This window comes from Planctopirus hydrillae (assembly GCF_001707835.1).
Taxonomy (GTDB): domain Bacteria; phylum Planctomycetota; class Planctomycetia; order Planctomycetales; family Planctomycetaceae; genus Planctopirus; species Planctopirus hydrillae.
In genome coordinates, this window is sequence record NZ_LYDR01000152.1 from 334,883 (window position 1) to 352,031 (window position 17,149).

General features: G+C 53.4%; 15 protein-coding genes. 6 read left to right on the plus strand and 9 right to left on the minus strand.

The features are described from left to right. Window positions 1-65: 65 nt before the first annotated feature. Complete coding sequence (typA, locus tag A6X21_RS20400; RefSeq protein WP_068851919.1) at window positions 66-1,901, minus strand: translational GTPase TypA; 1,836 nt, start codon at window positions 1,899-1,901, stop codon at window positions 66-68. Window positions 1,902-2,333: 432 nt separating this feature from the next. On the opposite strand from typA, the gene A6X21_RS20405 reads away from it, so the two are divergent. Continuing rightward, window positions 2,334-3,149 (plus strand): (5-formylfuran-3-yl)methyl phosphate synthase, encoded by an 816-nt coding sequence (locus tag A6X21_RS20405; RefSeq protein WP_165603886.1) that lies wholly within the window; start codon window positions 2,334-2,336, stop codon window positions 3,147-3,149. A gap of 169 nt (window positions 3,150-3,318) precedes the next feature. Continuing rightward, a complete protein-coding gene (locus A6X21_RS20410; protein ID WP_068852337.1) occupies window positions 3,319-4,320 on the plus strand; it encodes an HAD family hydrolase in 1,002 nt (333 codons plus the stop codon). A 48-nt stretch (window positions 4,321-4,368) separates the two neighbouring features. Here the strand turns inward: A6X21_RS20410 and A6X21_RS20415 are convergent, their stop codons facing one another. After that, window positions 4,369-4,680, minus strand: a complete 312-nt coding sequence (locus A6X21_RS20415; RefSeq protein WP_068851925.1) for a tetratricopeptide repeat protein — start codon at window positions 4,678-4,680, stop codon at window positions 4,369-4,371. Between the two features lie 137 nt (window positions 4,681-4,817). Continuing rightward, on the minus strand, window positions 4,818-5,060 hold the full coding sequence (locus tag A6X21_RS20420) for a hypothetical protein (protein WP_068851927.1): 243 nt from the start codon (window positions 5,058-5,060) through the stop codon (window positions 4,818-4,820). Here A6X21_RS20420 and A6X21_RS20425 point away from each other — a divergent pair. The 4 genes from A6X21_RS20425 (at window position 5,059) to A6X21_RS20440 (ending at window position 10,809) form a co-directional block, all read left to right on the plus strand. Continuing rightward, window positions 5,059-6,420 (plus strand): trypsin-like peptidase domain-containing protein, encoded by a 1,362-nt coding sequence (locus A6X21_RS20425; RefSeq protein ID WP_068851930.1) that lies wholly within the window; start codon window positions 5,059-5,061, stop codon window positions 6,418-6,420. The genes A6X21_RS20420 and A6X21_RS20425 overlap by 2 nt on opposite strands. Window positions 6,421-6,613: 193 nt before the next feature. Further along, window positions 6,614-7,555, plus strand: coding sequence for a thiamine-phosphate kinase (thiL, locus tag A6X21_RS20430; protein ID WP_068852340.1), 942 nt, complete (start codon window positions 6,614-6,616; stop codon window positions 7,553-7,555). Window positions 7,556-7,593: 38 nt separating this feature from the next. Next, window positions 7,594-10,137 carry a DEAD/DEAH box helicase gene (locus A6X21_RS20435; protein WP_240490344.1) on the plus strand — a complete coding sequence of 848 codons (2,544 nt, stop codon included), beginning with the start codon at window positions 7,594-7,596 and terminating at the stop codon, window positions 10,135-10,137. A gap of 18 nt (window positions 10,138-10,155) precedes the next feature. Next, window positions 10,156-10,809, plus strand: a complete 654-nt coding sequence (locus tag A6X21_RS20440) for a 5-formyltetrahydrofolate cyclo-ligase (RefSeq protein ID WP_068851934.1) — start codon at window positions 10,156-10,158, stop codon at window positions 10,807-10,809. 85 nt (window positions 10,810-10,894) lie between these two features. Here the strand turns inward: A6X21_RS20440 and A6X21_RS20445 are convergent, their stop codons facing one another. The 6 genes from A6X21_RS20445 to A6X21_RS20475 all read right to left on the minus strand — a co-directional run bounded on the left by A6X21_RS20445 (window position 10,895) and on the right by A6X21_RS20475 (window position 17,031). Next, window positions 10,895-11,485, minus strand: coding sequence for a peroxiredoxin (locus tag A6X21_RS20445; protein ID WP_083233801.1), 591 nt, complete (start codon window positions 11,483-11,485; stop codon window positions 10,895-10,897). Window positions 11,486-11,582: 97 nt separating this feature from the next. Continuing rightward, window positions 11,583-13,127, minus strand: coding sequence for a POT-type proton-dependent oligopeptide transporter (locus A6X21_RS20450; RefSeq protein ID WP_068851937.1), 1,545 nt, complete (start codon window positions 13,125-13,127; stop codon window positions 11,583-11,585). A gap of 461 nt (window positions 13,128-13,588) precedes the next feature. Next, complete coding sequence (locus A6X21_RS20460) at window positions 13,589-14,260, minus strand: SRPBCC family protein (RefSeq protein ID WP_068852350.1); 672 nt, start codon at window positions 14,258-14,260, stop codon at window positions 13,589-13,591. A 58-nt stretch (window positions 14,261-14,318) separates the two neighbouring features. Beyond that, window positions 14,319-14,672, minus strand: a complete 354-nt coding sequence (locus A6X21_RS20465) for a hypothetical protein (RefSeq protein ID WP_083233779.1) — start codon at window positions 14,670-14,672, stop codon at window positions 14,319-14,321. Between the two features lie 112 nt (window positions 14,673-14,784). Next, window positions 14,785-15,609 (minus strand): sugar phosphate isomerase/epimerase family protein, encoded by an 825-nt coding sequence (locus tag A6X21_RS20470; protein ID WP_068851944.1) that lies wholly within the window; start codon window positions 15,607-15,609, stop codon window positions 14,785-14,787. A 219-nt stretch (window positions 15,610-15,828) separates the two neighbouring features. Beyond that, window positions 15,829-17,031: a phosphoglycerate kinase gene (locus tag A6X21_RS20475; protein ID WP_068851948.1), complete on the minus strand. Its 1,203-nt coding sequence runs from the start codon at window positions 17,029-17,031 to the stop codon at window positions 15,829-15,831. Between the last annotated feature and the right edge of the window lie 118 nt (window positions 17,032-17,149).

Below are 17,149 nucleotides of genomic sequence, written 5' to 3' on the forward strand. Positions count from 1 at the left end.
AAAGAAAGACTTCCACGGCAAATGCCATGGAAGTCTCATTGTGCACATCAATCAGGAAATGGCAGCTATTCCGTCACACTACCTCGCGAGTGCTGCTTGCGCTCGGTTTCTGTCAGGCGGATCTTGCGGAGGCGAATGATCGACGGTGTCACTTCGACATATTCATCATCTTCAATGTACTCGAGAGCCGCTTCGAGAGAGAGGCGGCGTGGTGGCTTGAGGATGATGTTTTCATCAGAACCTGAGGCACGCATGTTCGTGAGTTTCTTTTCACGAATCGGGTTGACCACCATGTCGGTATCGCGTGAGTTTTCCCCCACGATCATCCCTTCATAGACTTCATCGCCCGGGGCCACGAAGAGTTCCGAACGCTCCTGGAGTTTCCCGAGGGCGAAAGCGACCACTTTCCCACGCTCTTGAGAAACCAGAACACCGTTCGCCCGGCGAGGCACATCGCCTTCGATTGGCTTATAGCAGTCGAACTGGTGGTGAATAATGGCTTCGCCACGCGTCGCGTTCAGCATCCGGGTTCGAATTCCAATCAGGCCACGGGCCGGGATCGAGAACTCAAGGTGGGACATCCCGGTACTGTTGGTGGTCATATTGGTAACTTCGCCACGGCGATTCCCCACAATTTCCATCACGGGGCCAACTTCATTCTGCGGCACATCCACGACCAGAATTTCAAACGGCTCATGGACTTTGCCATCGATCTTCTTACGAATCACCTGTGGCTTACCCACAGAGAGTTCGTAGCCTTCGCGTCGCATCTGCTCAATCAGCACGGAGAGGTGGAGCACGCCGCGTCCGGAGACGTTGAAGGCTTCTTTGTCAGAAGCTTCTGTCACTCGCAGAGCCACGTTCGATTCGAGTTCACGATCCAGTCGATCCCGTAAGTGGCGAGTGGTCAGATACTTTCCGCCACCCTCTTTAGCACCGGCAAAGGGAGAACTGTTGATTGTGAACACCATCGAAATGGTCGGTTCATCGACACTGATTCGAGGCAATGCTTTAGGAAAGGCCGGGTCGGCGACAGTATCGCCAATTTCCGGCTTGGAAAGCCCGGTAATTGCGACAATATCGCCAGCAGTCGCTTCTTGAACTGGTGTACGCCCCAGTTTGTCGAAAACTTCCAGAGCGACGACTTTTTCGTTCTTGATCGAACCGTCAGCCTTCATGAGCGAAATTGTCTGGCCAGTCTTGATCTTGCCGCACGAAATTCGACCCGTGGCAATCCGGCCCACGAATTCCGAGTAAGTCAGCGAAGTGACCATGAACTGCAGCGGAGCCTCTTCATCAACTTCCGGCCCGGGAATCCGCTCAATGATCAGATCGAGAAGTGGACGGATATCTCCACTGCGTGTCGCTGGATCGTGAGAGGCATAACCTGAGCGACCACTGGCAAACACATAAGGGAAATCGAGAGTCGCGTCATCGGCTCCCAGTTCGACGAAAAGATCAAAAGTTTCGTTCAAAACATCGAGAGGCCGGGCATCGGGACGGTCAATCTTGTTGACGACCACGAGTGGCTGAAGACCGACTTCCAGAGCTTTTTGCAGCACGAAGCGAGTTTGTGGGCGTGGGCCTTCGAACGAATCGACGAGTACCAGAGCGCCATCCGCCATCCGCAAGACACGTTCGACTTCACCACCGAAGTCGGCGTGGCCGGGAGTGTCGATGATATTGATTTTGGTATCGCCATAGGTCAGGGCGATGTTTTTGGCGAGGATGGTAATGCCGCGTTCGCGTTCCTGGTCATTGGAATCCAGGATACATTCCTGCTGGAGTTGTGACTCGCGGAACTGGCCACTGAACTTGATCAAACTGTCCACCAGAGTGGTTTTGCCATGGTCAACGTGAGCAATAATGGCCACGTTGCGGATGTCGTTTCGTCGCTTCATGTTCTCAAATCAAAAAGTTGGGCGGGTCGAACAGTAAGTTCACCGCAAGGAAATACGGGGCTGACAACCTTGTCAGCGTTTAGTTTGGCAACTCGGTCTTTGAGTGATCGCATCGTCCTTCAGTACGGTCGACGCGCAAAACTCAGCCAGACCGGACGCGGAAACTGGTTTCAACCAGTTCCGATGTTCTATGAGCCTGAGACTGAATAACCTGAGGCGGTTTTGCCAAGGCATTAGTCTATCTTCATAGTTCCCGACTCGAAAGCCTGTCACGGCCCGGGACTTGTGATAATCTCGCGAAGAATATGGATTTTCGATGGATCATACCTGTTTCATCGGCTGTTTCTGGATCAATTACATTGGAGCCTGTTGATGTGTTCGGAGGCGGCCTCTTCCTGGAATCAGCTTCTTCAAAGGAGAAATCAGCTTCTGGTGAGTGTCCGGAATGCTGCAGAGGCCAGGCTGGTTGTTAATACCGGTGTCGCTGTGCTGGATGTTAAAGACCCTGCCCGGGGAGCCCTCGGCAGGGCCGATGAATCGGTCTGCAGAGAAATTCTGGCTGTTGTGGGAAAGCCTCGGGTTGAGCCTGCCTACGCAGAAACGTCTTCAGGCAGGGCGACTCGTGTCGATTCTGGTGTGGTGATGTCACTCGCACTCGGCGAACTTTTAGAAGTTGAACCGTGTGCGATTCCGGAAGGTGTCGATGTCTTAAAAGTGGGGTTAGCTCACTGTGCTGCTCAAAAGGGTGCCGCCCAACACTCTGCCGCCCAACACTGTTCGGGCCAACAGGGAAGCGACGGGGGCTGGGTTCGAAAATGGCTCGAGTTCCGAGAGCAAACGGAGGCCTTGTCAAAACGCAGTTTTCGCTGGATAGCCGTCGCCTATTTTGACGCTTCCGCACAGGCCCCCGATCTGGAAGAAGTCAAGACTTTTGCCATCCAGCAGCAGTTGGCCGGAGTCCTGATTGACAGTTATGAGAAAACGGGTCAAACAATGACCGACGTTTACAGTTGGGAAAAATTGAATTCTTGTCGGGATGAACTGGTCGCTGCTGGAATGCTGCTCGCCATTGCTGGCCAGATTCGAGTAGAAACTCTTCCCGTTCTCAAGAGGCTTGAGCCGCATTTGATAGCAGTGCGGTCAGCAGTCTGTGAATTACGCGATCGAAATCGCAGCCTGTGTCCCGAGGCACTGGAAAAGTTTCATGCGGAGTTATCGCAGCCTCTGGATTTTGTGATTCAGAAATAGTGGACCATAGCTCCCGGAGAAATGTCATGATGATTTACTTGAGAATTATGATTTCGTTTTAAGGATGGTTTCGGGCATGGCGATCCTGCAATCTTGTCGGAGTATCGCCATGATTCCGTTCGATTCGAATCGTGGGCAATTCTGTGATGGTCACCCAGGGTGAGCAATGATGACACTATTCAGGCACATCTTTCTAATGGCAATGGCAGTGGTGGGGATGATGACAAATTTGCGGGCAGAGGAACCATTACCCTCCTGGAATGACAGTGCCGCACGTCGAGCCATTCTGGAATATGTGCAATTGGTAACGACTGAGGGCTCTCCCAGGTTTGTGCCTGTCTCGGAGCGAATTGTCACGTTTGATAACGATGGAACGCTCTGGTGTGAGCAGCCCATGTACGTGCAGTTGGCATTTGTGCTGGATCGAGTGTCATTACTGGCAGACCAACATCCCGAGTGGCGGACCAAAGAACCATTTCGCGCAGTGATCGAGAAAGATCTGCCTGCGCTGGCAAAGCTGGGTGCCAAAGGTCTGACAGAACTGACAATGGCGACTCATGCCGGTATGACAGACGACGAGTTCGAAAACATCGTGACCGATTGGATTCGTAAGGCCCGGCACCCGAAGTTTCATCGACCCTATACAGAATGTGTCTATCAGCCGATGCTCGAGCTTTTGGCCTATTTGCGTCAGCACGAGTTCAAAACTTTCATCGTTTCAGGTGGTGGAGTGGAATTCATGAGGCCCTGGGCGAAAGAAGTCTATGGGATTCCTCCCGAGCAGGTCATCGGCAGCAGCGTCAAACTGAAATACGAATTGCGCGATGGAAAACCTGTGCTCGTACGTCTCGCCGAATTGAATTTCATTGATGATCAGGCGGGAAAACCGGTGGGAATCCGGCAGGTGATTGGTGGGCGACCAATCATGGCCGTCGGAAACTCCGATGGCGACTACGAAATGCTGGAGTATGTCACCTCCACCCCGGCCAGTGGCCTGGGCCTATTGGTGCACCATACGGATGCGCAGCGGGAGTTTGCCTATGATCGTCACTCAAACTTCGGTCGGCTGGATCGGGCACTGATAGACGCCACTTCCAAGGGGTGGATCGTGATTAATATGCAGCGCGACTGGAAAGAGATCTTTCCAGCGAGCCCTCCATCAAAGAAGTAAGCTGCTCCCAGACCATGATCGCAATTTTTCACGCGGCCAAAGAAATGATCAATCTTCAAGTGTTTCCAGAAAAGCGGTCATTTCACCGGCGGCATGAGCATCTCCCACACGCTTGGCAGCCACAATTCCTGCCTGGCAGGCTTCGCGGGCTAAAACGGTTTGCTCGTCTTCGGCCAGAACCTGTGCTTTTTGAAAGTAAGCAGCGACGTAATCAGGATCATCAGCGATGAGGCTGTCCAGCGCTTCCAGCCCGGATGTTGTTTCTCCCGCCTTGACGAGCTCGAGAGCCAGCGCATAACGCAGGAATGAATCTTGAGGAGTTTCCTGCAACATCTGCTTCAATTTTTCTAAACGCGACATGACTGCTCCCCGGCTGTGTTCTATCAGTTGGAGTGAATTTTTTCGTTGTGATTCCGGCGGTTCGGCAATCTCTGCCGATGCGCGCTTCTGCTGCTGGTCATTGATGAAGTTCCACAGTCGCTCTTGAACAAAAGTCGCTAAGCCCTGTGGTTTTGGACGAACTCTGCGGCCGCATAACCGAAGAGTTTACCCCATTTCACGAGTAACGACTTGGCAATCTGTACGCCATGACGCAAGTGCATTTCAACCCTGCCGGGTAACTGGTCGATGCCATCCCGGCGGAGCCATGGAGGATTGCTCCAATACAACACGATGGATCGTGGCAGCCTGAGCCGTTTGACCACAACGCAACCCTGCGGACCACGAGTGATCTTCCCCATGATTAAGTGGCTTATCACGCCAGCGATTTACGGAGTTCTCTGCCTGACAGCAGTGCTGTCCAGTGCGTCGGAGCTTCGTGAAACCCCAGCCGTCCGGGCCTACAAAAGGGCTTCGGCTTCCGTTGTGAACATTCACACTGAGAAGTCAGCCCAGGAACGGGACTCTGTCTTTGCTTCCAGCCGAGGTCGCAAGATCAACGGCATGGGGACCGGCATTGTCATTGACGAACGCGGGTACATCGTCACCAACCACCATGTGGTGGCCGATGTCGAACTGATTCGTGCGACATTCGAAGATGGCAGCGATTACGATGCCCGTGTCATCGGTGTCGATAAAGAACAGGATCTGGCGGTCATCAAGGTGGATGGCACCAAGACGTTCAAAGTCGCTCCTTTCGGCACATCAAGCGATATCTACCTCGCTGAACGCGTACTGGCGATTGGTAACGCTTATGGTTACCGCCACACCGTGACCGAGGGGATTGTCAGTGCTCTTGGCCGCGATGTGGAAGTCAATGAGACGCAGTCATACCGCAATCTCATTCAGACCGATGCCAGCATCAATCCGGGTAACAGTGGTGGCCCGCTGATCAATATGGACGGTGATGTGATCGGTGTGAATGTCGCCATCCGGGCAGGTGCTCAGCGAATTGGCTTCGCGATTCCCATCGACGACGCTCGCAAAGTGGTGGCTCGACTGATCTCTGTTGAGCAGATGGGTCTGGGTTATCACGGCGCGATTCTCAGAGATCTGAAAACGGCGACACAAAAGCTGTTAATCATTGAAAATGTGCTCTCCGACAGCCCGGCACAACGCGCCGGTTTGAAGGCTGGTGATGTGGTTCTCAAGGCCGGTTCACTGGAGGTCTGTGATTCTGTCGATTTCGAACGATCGCTTCTGGGCCGCAAGCCTGGCGACAATCTGGATCTGGTTGTTCGTCGAAATGATCGAGACGAAAAGCTGAATTTTGCTCTCGGGCAATCCAACATCTCTCTTGTGCAGAATCAGGCATTTCGGCCTGCATCCACCGGAATCAACGAGACAGAAGCTCAGCGGTTCTGGCAGATTCTGGGTTTGAAACTGGCACCGATTGCTGCCGACCAGAAGCTGCTGACCGGTACTCGTTACCGTGGTGGACTGCGAGTGGTCGATGTTCGCCCGGACAGCCCGGCTGCTTCGAACGGGATCACCAAGGGCGATATCCTCGTCGGTCTGCACGACTGGGAAACCCTCTCAGTCGAGAACGTGACCTGGATCGTCAATAAGTCGAACGAAATCAAGCTGAACCCAATCAAGTTCTACATTGTTCGTGGACAGGAAACCTTGTTCGGCCACCTGCAGACCGCCAGCCGCCAATAGATCCTGATCACTGTCGATAGAACGCGTTTAATTAGTTTCAATGCGTGAAGAAGATGCCGCAAGCTTTCACCGGATGGCCGGAAAGAGCTTGCGGCTTAATCTTTTTCAAGACTGCTTGGTTCTCGAGGGAGCAGGTTGCTAATCTTCCATCGAGAACCATTTTGAACAGTGTATGCAGGCGACAGGCGGCAGAATGACTCTTCGACCCGAGTTTGCCCTGATTGAGCGAATCCAGAAGGCTGCCGGGGGTTCATCTCGTGTGCTTCTGGGAATTGGTGATGATGCCGCCGGTTTAGGTTGTCGAGACGACCGAGAGACACTCGTCGCCACGGATATGCTCCTGGATGGTGTGCACTTTGTTGTCGAGGAGTGCGGCCCCTTTTGGGCAGGTCGGAAGGCACTCGCTGTCAACTTGAGCGATCTTGCAGCCATGGGTGGGAGATGCATCGCCTCGTTTGTTTCGATCGCCATCCCACGCCATTGGAACTCCCGCGAAGCGGATGAACTCATGCGTGGCGTTCTGGAATTGGCCGCAAAATGGGATTGTCCGGTTGCTGGAGGAGATACCAACAGTTGGGATGGTCGCCTGGCGATCAATGTGGCAGTGGTGGGCGAATCGATTGAGTCGACCTCGATTCGTCGAGCCGGTGCGCAGGTGGGTGATGTAATTGTCGTAAGTGGTGCCCTGGGTGGTTCGATCTATGGCAGGCATTTGAAGTTCGAACCCCGCTTGGATGTGGCTGCTGAACTGTTTAAGTTAGCCAGACCGAACTCAATGATCGATTTGAGTGATGGACTGTCTTCCGACTTGTGGCATATCCTCAAGGCCAGTCATGTGGGTGCTGTACTCGAACAGAAGCTGATTCCGGTCCATGAGGATATCCGCCATCATGCCGACATCGTGAATTTGAGTTCTCCACCGGCGCTCGCACACGCTCTACATGATGGTGAAGATTTTGAACTCCTCTTCACGCTCTCTCCAGCTCTGTGGGAGACATTGCAGCAGAACTGGAAGCTCCCCGTCGCCCTCACAAAAATTGGGACGATTGTTTCTGAAGAGGCTTGCAGGATCGTCAGCGAGACGGGAGAGTCAAAAGAACTGGTTCCCGGTGGTTATGTCCATCGCTTTGGTTGAAACTGCTTCGCGATTTGAATGGCTGCAAGCTGAGGATGATGTCGTTGTCTGATCAGGAATTACTCCGAAGAGACCAGGTTCTCGAACAGTATTACGACACGCTTGGTTACACGCCTTATCCGGTTCAAGAGGAAGCGCTGTTCGCCTGGTTTACTTCTGAGACCGGCGTGCTGATTTCAGCTCCGACCGGGACCGGAAAAACGCTCATTGCTGAAGGAGCGATCTTTGAAGCCCTCAAGAACCAGAAAACGATCTATTACACAACACCTCTGATTGCGCTCACCGACCAGAAGTTTTCCGAGATTCAAGATGCCGCCCAGCGCTGGGGCTTCTCGCGCGACGATGTGGGATTGGTGACAGGCAACCGGAAGGTGAATCCTGATGCCCACGTGCTGGTGGTCGTGGCGGAGATTCTCCTCAATCGATTGCTGCACCCGGATGCTTTCGACTTTTCGAATGTCTTCGCCGTCGTGATGGATGAGTTTCACAGCTTTTCTGATCCTGAGCGAGGCATCGTCTGGGAGTTCTCGCTCTCCCTGCTGCCGCCACATGTCCGGCTGATGCTCCTTTCTGCCACCATCGGGAATGCCAATCCATTCGTGACGTGGCTGCATCGCTGCCATGGGCGAAGGCTGGAACTTGTGGTGGGGACGGAGCGAAAGGTGCCACTCACGTTTCATTGGATTGGGGATCAGTTCGTTGCCGAGCATCTGGAGTTCATGGCTCAGGGGGAAGGAGAAGCCCGCAGGACACCGGCTCTGGTCTTCTGTTTTGATCGGGAATTGTGCTGGAGCACCGCCGAAGAGTTGAAGGGGCGATCTGTCCTTCAAGGTGATCAGCAGAAGCAACTCGCCGCTCGATTGAAAGATGTCGATTTCAAACATGGCGTAGGGCCGAAGCTGAAGCAGCTTTTGCATCGCGGTGTGGGCGTCCACCACGCGGGGTTATTGCCTAAGCATCGGCGGCTGGTCGAAGAACTGTTTCAGGAGAAGCTGCTGTCGATCTGTGTTTGCACCGAAACACTTTCCGCAGGCATCAACCTGCCCGCAAAATCGGTCGTCATGACCTGTCTCTTGAAAGGGCCACCCGGCAAAAAGAAACTGATCGACGCGAGTCTGGCGCATCAGATTTTTGGGCGGGCGGGGCGGCCGCAGTTTGATAAGGAAGGCTTTGTTTATGCCTTGCCCCACGAGGACGATGTGCGGATTGCCCGCTGGAAAGAGAAGTACGACCAGATCCCTGAGGATACGAAAGATCCTCTGCTGATTAAGGCGAAAAAAGCACTCAAGAAAAAGATGCCCACGCGGAATCCGGCCAAACAGTATTGGACCGACGCACAATTCGAAAAATTGAAAACAGCTCCACCCAGAGATCTGGTGAGCCAGGGGGAGTTTCCCATTCGGCTGGTGGCCTATCTGCTCAAACTCTCACCCGATGTGGATCGAATTCGCGTCCTCGTGCGGAAGCGATTGATGGATCCTGGTCGGCTCAATGCGTGCGAACGTGACTTTGAGCAGATGCTGGTGGCCTTGCATCACGCGGGTTTTGTGGAACTGGATCCTCCACCACCAGTCGCCAGTGAACCCTCAAAACCAGAAACGACGGAAACAATCACTGAAGAGATTCCTGAGAAGTTGAGCTGGCTGTCGCAGCATCTGCAGAAATCGATTGACGAAAAGCGCGCTCAGCAGGGCAAAAAATCGGCAACAGAACTCAAACGGCAGGATGAAACTGAGAAGAGCGTCTATCGACCACTTCTCGCGAAGCCGACGGCGGCGATGGATCGCATGTTTGCCTTTCGCAGCATTCATCCGCTCTACGGAGTGTTTCTCGCCGATCAGTTCGAAAAGGCTGATCGCATCGAATGGATGCTGGCGCTGGAAAGTGTTCTGGAGTTCCCCAAATCGCTGGTGAGATCTGTCCGCATTCCGCCTCCCCGATTTTTGCCACCGGGACGACTGGCTGTTGAGGTACTTGACCCGGAGATTGTCGCTCGAGGGATTTTGCCTGCCGGAGACTTGTATCCCGAGTTTGATCCTTCATTACCACCGGAAGAGCGAAAGTATGCACCGACGTTGCCTGAGAAACTGCTGATGCTGTTCCAATCCGATTATCCCGGCATCAGCATCCCAATGACACCCGTCTATGTGGTGGCTGATCTCGAAGAATTTGGTTTCAACTTCTACAAGCTGATTGGCGGTCGCGATCTGGCTAAACAGGAAGGGCTCGTTTTTAAGCATCTGTTGAGAATGGTGCTGCTATTGGAAGAATTTGCAGATTGCCCTCCTCCCCATCGAGATCCGCAAGCGTGGAGAGATGAGCTTTTGGAATTGGCGACGCGTATCTCGTGGAGTTGTGAAGCTGTGGATCCCCAAAGCACGGAGCAGGCTCTGGCGACCAATGCTGCACGGGATGTCCTGCAGGGGGAAACCAACGATGTTCCCGTGGTGCATGAGATTGAACTGCCACCTCGTCCCCCCGGTTTTGGTGAAGCCGATGGCGAAGAGTTGCCTCTCGTCGAAACGACGACTGTGGACAGTTTTGGAGACGGATTAGAGATCGATGACGAGGAATCGGCATGATCCAGGCAGGGCGAAGTCATGTCCTCTGAGAATTTCCACAAGAGTTTCATCACTCGAAAAGAAGAGCTTCGCCAAAGTGTGCGGTCGGCCCGTGTGGCTTTGACAGATCGCACGGAGCGCAGCCAACGCATTCTCGATCAACTGGAACGTTCAGAACCATGGCAGAAGTGCCGGGCACCTCTGGTTTACCTCTCCAGTGGCAGCGAAGTGATGACCTGGCCGCTTGTCGAAAAAGTGCTGAAAGAGCCTGAACACGCTGCTGGATGCATACGGAAGTTGATCGTCCCGTGGTGTGACGGCGAAGAATTGAGGCTGTTCTGGCTGCAGAGTCTCGATGAGTTGTCGGCTGGCTCGTTTGGGATTCGCGAGCCACGCGCTGAAATGAGATCACAGTCGACTCGCTGTGTGAATCCTGCGGAGATCGATCTGGTTGTCTTGCCGGGATTGGCTTTCGATGAGCAGGGGCGAAGGCTGGGGCAGGGACGCGGCTATTTTGATCGATTGCTGAAGGAGATAAAGCCCGAGGTGATGAAGCCCGAGGTGATGAAAGTCGGGCTGGCTTTTGAGGTGCAAATGGTCGAGGAAGTTCCTGTCGAAAAACATGATCTGCCAGTCGATCTCGTAATCACGGAAAGCCGGATAATCTGGAGAGATGTCCCGCCGGGAAGTTGAGATTGTCCCAAAAATAAAGACAGCCAGAGACAGGCGATAAGACCTGACTCTGGCTCAAGAGTGATTCATCGCTCGATCGGAGGAGTTACTTCTTCTTGATGGTGGCGACGGCTTCCGCGACAGCTTTGCTGTCATCGGCGGCGGCGACTTTCGTATTCTTGTAGGCGACCTTGCCATCCTTGTCGATAATGAATGTCCAGCGCTGGATGGTCACATTGCGAAGCAAGGTTTCTTCTTTACCATCAACTTCGGCCTTCACCGACTTTTCCCCTCTGGTATAGGGCACGCCAAACGCCTCGGCAACTTTGGCCTCGGTATCTGCGAGTAGCGTGAATGACAGGTTATGCTTCTTGGCGAACAACTGGTGATTGCGGGCAGAATCACCGCTGACACCGACGACCTCGACATCCTGCCCAGCCAGCTTGGAAAGATCATCGCGGAAAGCACAGGCCTGCTTCGTGCAGCCACCCGTCATATCGGCAGGATAGAAGTAGACGACAATCAGCTTCTGGCCCACATGATCGGTCGACTTCCACGCTTGGCCCTGAGTATCCAGTGCTTCGAACTCGGGAGCTTTGTCTCCCACCTTGAGTTCTGCGGCGGAAGCTGAGATTCCCCAAAGGCCAAAGGTGCAAAGGGTGAGGCACAAGGCCAAAGTACGGTTAAAGGTGATCATGAGGCGTTTCTCCAGTCGAATTGAAACAAACTTCCAGCCCATGAACCTAACAGGTTGGAAGTGAGTCATTCAAGTGGCTGAAGAAAGAGTTGAGGCATCACTTACGTTTGCCTGGAGGAGCAGTGGGCGCGTCTTCACCTTGGATAAATCGCGATTCGCGATACAAGACGGCATACGGGATAAAGCAGACCGCCGTCACGAACATGAGAATCGAGAAGAACCAGTAATAGCTGGCCCCGGGAAGCATGGAGGTTCCATCATCTCTGGAAATCATCCAGTTGACGCCGGAGGTCAGCAGGTTGCCACCGAACACTGAGAGCAGGTAGAGCGACATGATGATCGATTTGAGTCGATTCGGTGCCTGGGTGTAGGAGAATTCGAGGCAGGTTGTCGACACGAGAACTTCGGCAACTGTGATAATGGCATAAGGAAACACGAGCCACAGCACCCACGGCGTGAACTTCTGATCGATTTCCATCTGGATAAAGCCACTGACAGCAAAGGCCATCGAGGCGAGAAACAATCCGACCGAGACGCGGCGTAATGCCGAAAGTTGAACCACAGTTGCCAGGGCTGGAAAAACGACGAAATCGAGCAGTGGAATGAACATCAGCACGAAAAGTGGGTTTAACGTCTGGGTTTCATCAGGCAGAACTTTCCATTCCCAATCGCCCCAGCGGAGAACAGTTAAATTCATGTGCGTCGCCTGCTCGACCCAGGTGGACATCGTCTGATCGAACAGCGCCCAGAACACGACAATGAATGCAAAGAGGGGGAGCAGCTTCAAGATCGCTCGACGGTTCTCGCGATCCTTGCAAATGGCGGCTAACATAATTGGTGGAAAATACATGAGGAATCGATAACGACTTCCCAAGATCGGGCCAAGCTCTTCCACAAACTCATTAGTCGAAGGAGGAATGTGGACAAATTTTTTGCGTCCCATCCAGAAGACAATGGTGGCCAGAAACATCAAGACTCCCGGAATCCCAAAGGCCACATGGTGGGCCAATGTCGGGTTGAAGTGAGGCAGAATCGCGTTCAGCCAGTCGGCAGGAACGATGTATTGCAGATAATCCCGGCCATTCTCCGGTGAGAGGAAGATGTCTCGTGTGCGGGGTATGCAGAACATCGCTGTCAAAGCGCCGACATTGATCACGAAATAAAACCAGCGGAAGATGCGGCTGATGAGATGCTGGTTACCCTGACCAAATTGATCGCCGACATGAGCAGAAACGCAGGGTTTGATACCACCCGCACCAATGGCAATGAGTGCCAGTCCCAGCCAGAGGCCATTTCGCCCATCAATGGCTGCAAGTGAAAGATGACCAAGGCAATAGGCCCAGGAGAGCCACAGGATGACTCGGTATTTGCCGAGATAAAAATCGGCCAGTGGGCCGCCCACAATCGGGAACAGATAAGCCGCAGCGACGAACAGATGCAACAGGGCCGTTGCGTCCTCTTTGTCGTAGACCGCCGATACTCCCGCTGCATCGACAATGTATTTGGTGAGATACAGATACAGGATGGCCTTCATGCCATAGAAGCTGAACCGTTCGGCGGCCTCATTCCCGATGATATACGGAATGCCCGGAGGCATGGTGGTTAAGGTTTGATCTGGTGCTGTGCGATAAGCCGCCGTCATGAACAATCCCGCAAGTCAAAATGGCAGTGACGAATGGCCGGTCGTGAACCGGTTCGAATACAGAGAATCGCAGACTGGATAGGCGAAGTGAATGGGATGTATGAACTTTCCAATCAGTTTTCCTCATCCCGAAGAGCTTATCGACCCGAGAGCAGGTCAGAACTTGGCTCGAATCCTCCATGGGGAACTGCCGGGGCAGGTGGAAACTTCACACATCTTGTTGCGATCGTTTCAATCGTCAGGGGCGACTTGGCTTCTCCAGAAACGCTCATGCAGGCTAGTCAAGTTGTGACCAGCAATCAATCGATTAGACGAATCCCGCATACAATTCTAGCACTAGCCCACGTCATATCGGGATCTGCCTATGCTTGATCAATCGTTGATCGTCGCCGAACGTTCTTGAGAATCCCGAAACTCAGACTCCCGGCAACACAGACTCCCGCAACTCAGACGTCTGGAATTTAGGGAGCAGGAGAAGTGGTCGTGCCATAAACGGGGGCTGATTTTTCGCTGGGTTTGTTCACTTCAGCAGGTTTTTCCGGGGCACTCTCTGCGTCTGGTTGGGCTTTTGACTGCGGTTCCTCAGTGAGTGCCGGTGGAGCTTCGACGAGGGCCTTCATACTGGCGAGACCCTTTTCGAAGTCACCACCAACCATTTTGTCACAATCAACAATGAGATTAAAGGCTTTGGCGACGAAGTTGTTCTTGCCTGACATGGCCCAGGTGACTTTCGTCTCATCGCCCTGAGGTTCCAACTGAAATTCGACGAGGCTGGTGGCGACCATGGGGCGAATAAAGTCGAGCTTAATCTTCACATATTCGCCGGGACGAGTTTCGAGGATCGTCATCTGACCTTCGCCCACTTCATCATTTCCCGACCACTTCATGATAGCGCCCGGGCCACGCTCAGGACCTTTAAATTCTTCTTTGGCATTCGGGTCGAGTTTTGCCCACGGAGACCAGTCTCCCCACGCTTTGAAGTTGTCGATTCGGTCACTCACTTTGTCAGGTGTCGCCTTGATCACGGCTGAGCGAGTGATCGAAAAGTCTTCGGGCTGAATGGCCACAATGCCAGCAAAGAAAGCTGCGAGACACAGTAAAACCGCCAGCACAATCAGCAGTCTTTGTTTCATGGCCATGGATCCTTTTGTGAGAAGTCGCAAACGCGGACTTCGGCATTGTGAGACTCGTTTAGAGACTGGTCGCAGACCGTTTAAGCACTCGATTCTGCCAGAAAAGTCGGTCTTGTGTGGCAATTCCAACCCTTAAAGCACAGCGGAGGCAGTACTTTTCGGTTTCCCCGACCAGGTAGATTTCACCATTGAGAATGAGATGAAAGAAGTCTTCTCCGGGAAGTTTGGCGTAGCAGTAGATTTTCTCTGTGTCGGCTTTGATGCGAGCCTGCCAGTTTTCATGTTGAGGAATATACAGCCGGGTATCGGGTTCTGGAGCTGGTCGAAAGCTGGCGGCTGTCTCTTGAGGCATGATCAGAGATTCGGCCAAAAGAGAGTCTGCTGGCGGTTCGATGGGGAATTCCTCAGTCATGGGGAGTCCTCAAGAGATGGCTCACAAGTGGTTACACTGTTTCTTCCTACTGAGAAGGATATCCGGCAGAGTCATGAATCGCGAATTTTCGTGGAGCAATCTGGGAGCCGGGCTATTTGCCAAGATGCTGGCGAATGCTGTCAATCGTCGCCTGGGCGGCTGTCCGCGCATCCGGTAGACTGCGCGCCTCTGCTGAGAGGTAGCCTTCGTAGTTGATCTTTTTCAATGTCGCGATCACCTCGGCGAAGTCAATGTGACCCATTCCAGCCGCATTCCGATTGGAGTCAACATAATGAATGTGGCCGATCCATGAGCCACCATCGAGAAGTCCCTGCGGGAGATTGATTTCTTCGATGTTCATATGGAAAAGGTCGGCCAGAAGTTTGCAGTCCGGAGCGCCATAGGTCTGCAGAAGATGAGCACCATCGGCCTGAGTATTGCAGAGATTGGTTTCGTAACGATTGAGTGGTTCGTAAATGAGTGGCAGGCCGAATCGGCTATGGCTGTGATGACAAAGTTCCGCCAAAGCTTCTCCCAGCAACATCCGGCACTCGGCAACAGCAGCCGATGAAGCGGCCTTTCCCTGCATCGAGCCAATGATCGCCGGGGCACCCAACTGGCCACCATATTCAATCATGCTGGTGATAAACTTTTTCGCGGCCTGACGGATTTCCGCATTCGGGCTGGTCAGTGAGAGCTGCTTCTTCAGCCAGCCGGCTCCTGTTCCGACAGCCGCCAGCTTGAGCCGATATCGGGAGAGAATTTCCTGAAGGTTTTTGACTGGAACGAATCCCGGTTCGGGAGCAAAGAGTTCGACGGCATCAAAGCCCAGTTCACTGGCAATCCGGCAACTGGCCTCAACATCGTCCCAGAAAACGAAGGGGCCGCCACGTGCTTCTTCGACCAGACTGATCGTAACGGCTGAGAGAATTGGCATGACGGCGGCTCTCTGGAAACGATGGATTGAGCAGTGCAAGGAAGGCGAAAGAGCCTCAGGCGCTCAGGTCAACGACGAACGTTTTTGGGAGGAGATGACGTTCTGCAGGTTCGCCCTCATCCCGGCCTTCTCCCATCGGCATGGGAGAAGGGGGACGGGTTCGAGCATTCTGCAGAGCCATCGTTCGCTTGATGAAACGCGACGGAATCAAGACAAACTTTACTTCTCGTCGAGAAGTTCGACGGCAGCAAACTTTTTGCCTTCAAGCATTTCGAGACTGGCACCACCGCCCGTGCTGACATGCGTGACCTGATCGGCGAGACCGAACTGCTGAATGGCAGAAGCACTGTCGCCACCTCCGATGATACTGGTGGCATCGCTGGCAACAATCGCCTCGGCGACCGCTCGAGTCCCGGCATCAAAAGGAGGCATTTCAAAGACACCCATTGGTCCGTTCCAGACAATCGTCTTGGCGGCTTTCACGATCTCGGCATATTTCTGCTGAGTTTCCGGACCAATGTCGAAGCCTTCGAAGTTCTCGGGAATCTGGCCGGCTTTGGCGATCATCTTGTTGCAGTCACCCTTGAAGGCATCACCACAATGGGTATCGACAGGAAGCTGCAGTTTTTCGCCACCGATTGTCAGCAGTTCCTTGGCGAGAGCGAGGCTGGCTTCGGGCGGATTCGGCAGATAGCTCTTGCCAATCTGGCCCCCTTGAGCCTTTGAGAAAGCAAAGGCCATCGCCCCGCCAATCAGCACCGTATCGCAGATGGAGAGCAGGTTCTTGATGACGTTGATTTTGTCGTCGACCTTTTTCCCACCGACAATCGCCACAAAAGGACGGGCGGGATTCGAAATGGCATCAGAGAGGAACTTGATCTCTTTTTCGACGAGGAAGCCGCAAACCTTGGGCTTGTTCCCCATCGCATTGGGGACACCGACCATCGAACCTTCGGAACGGTGGCAAGTGCCAAAAGCGTCGTTGCAGTAGATGTCGCCAAAGGTGGCGAGAATGTTGACGTAACTGCTTTCGCCTTTCTTCTCTCCTTTGTTGAAACGTACGTTTTCAAGGAGCAGAACTTCATTGTTCTTGAGAGCCTTCACTTTGGCTTCGGCGTCGGCACCCACCGTATCGCTGGCAAAGTGAACGGGAACTCCCAGTAGTTCCTTCAGGCGGGCAGCCACAGGTTTGAGGCTGTATTTGGCATCGGCCGCAGGATCGACCCCTTCCGGACGTCCCAGGTGGCTCATGAGAATCACACGACCACCTCGTTTGAGGACGGATTCAATCGATGGGAGAGCCTCCGTAATACGGCGATCATCGGTGATGACAAGATTATCATCGAGCGGGACGTTGAAATCGCACCGCATGAGAACGGCTTTTCCCTGAACGTCGACATCGGCAATGGTCTTTTTGGCCATGAAAATTTACCCTGATCCAGGAACAATGCGGTGCGTCAGTCTGGCCGACTGTCGCCCTGTGAAATGTGGTTTCATCACCGGTTTCGATAATGACGGAGTCAGCCGATAGAGTAGAGGA

What these genes read in the sequence shown, in the direction of transcription:
- A6X21_RS20450 (WP_068851937.1), bottom strand. Translation starts at nt 13,127, where the DNA reads ATGACGGCGGCTTATCGCACAGCACCAGATCAAACCTTAACCACCATG.
- A6X21_RS20415 (WP_068851925.1), bottom strand. Translation starts at nt 4,680, where the DNA reads ATGTCGCGTTTAGAAAAATTGAAGCAGATGTTGCAGGAAACTCCTCAA.
- A6X21_RS20435 (WP_240490344.1), top strand. Translation starts at nt 7,594, where the DNA reads ATGTCGTTGTCTGATCAGGAATTACTCCGAAGAGACCAGGTTCTCGAA.
- A6X21_RS20420 (WP_068851927.1), bottom strand. Translation starts at nt 5,060, where the DNA reads ATGGGGAAGATCACTCGTGGTCCGCAGGGTTGCGTTGTGGTCAAACGG.
- typA (WP_068851919.1), bottom strand. Translation starts at nt 1,901, where the DNA reads ATGAAGCGACGAAACGACATCCGCAACGTGGCCATTATTGCTCACGTT.
- A6X21_RS20440 (WP_068851934.1), top strand. Translation starts at nt 10,156, where the DNA reads ATGTCCTCTGAGAATTTCCACAAGAGTTTCATCACTCGAAAAGAAGAG.
- A6X21_RS20445 (WP_083233801.1), bottom strand. Translation starts at nt 11,485, where the DNA reads ATGATCACCTTTAACCGTACTTTGGCCTTGTGCCTCACCCTTTGCACC.
- thiL (WP_068852340.1), top strand. Translation starts at nt 6,614, where the DNA reads ATGACTCTTCGACCCGAGTTTGCCCTGATTGAGCGAATCCAGAAGGCT.
- A6X21_RS20470 (WP_068851944.1), bottom strand. Translation starts at nt 15,609, where the DNA reads ATGCCAATTCTCTCAGCCGTTACGATCAGTCTGGTCGAAGAAGCACGT.
- A6X21_RS20460 (WP_068852350.1), bottom strand. Translation starts at nt 14,260, where the DNA reads ATGAAACAAAGACTGCTGATTGTGCTGGCGGTTTTACTGTGTCTCGCA.
- A6X21_RS20410 (WP_068852337.1), top strand. Translation starts at nt 3,319, where the DNA reads ATGACACTATTCAGGCACATCTTTCTAATGGCAATGGCAGTGGTGGGG.
- A6X21_RS20475 (WP_068851948.1), bottom strand. Translation starts at nt 17,031, where the DNA reads ATGGCCAAAAAGACCATTGCCGATGTCGACGTTCAGGGAAAAGCCGTT.
- A6X21_RS20425 (WP_068851930.1), top strand. Translation starts at nt 5,059, where the DNA reads ATGATTAAGTGGCTTATCACGCCAGCGATTTACGGAGTTCTCTGCCTG.
- A6X21_RS20465 (WP_083233779.1), bottom strand. Translation starts at nt 14,672, where the DNA reads ATGACTGAGGAATTCCCCATCGAACCGCCAGCAGACTCTCTTTTGGCC.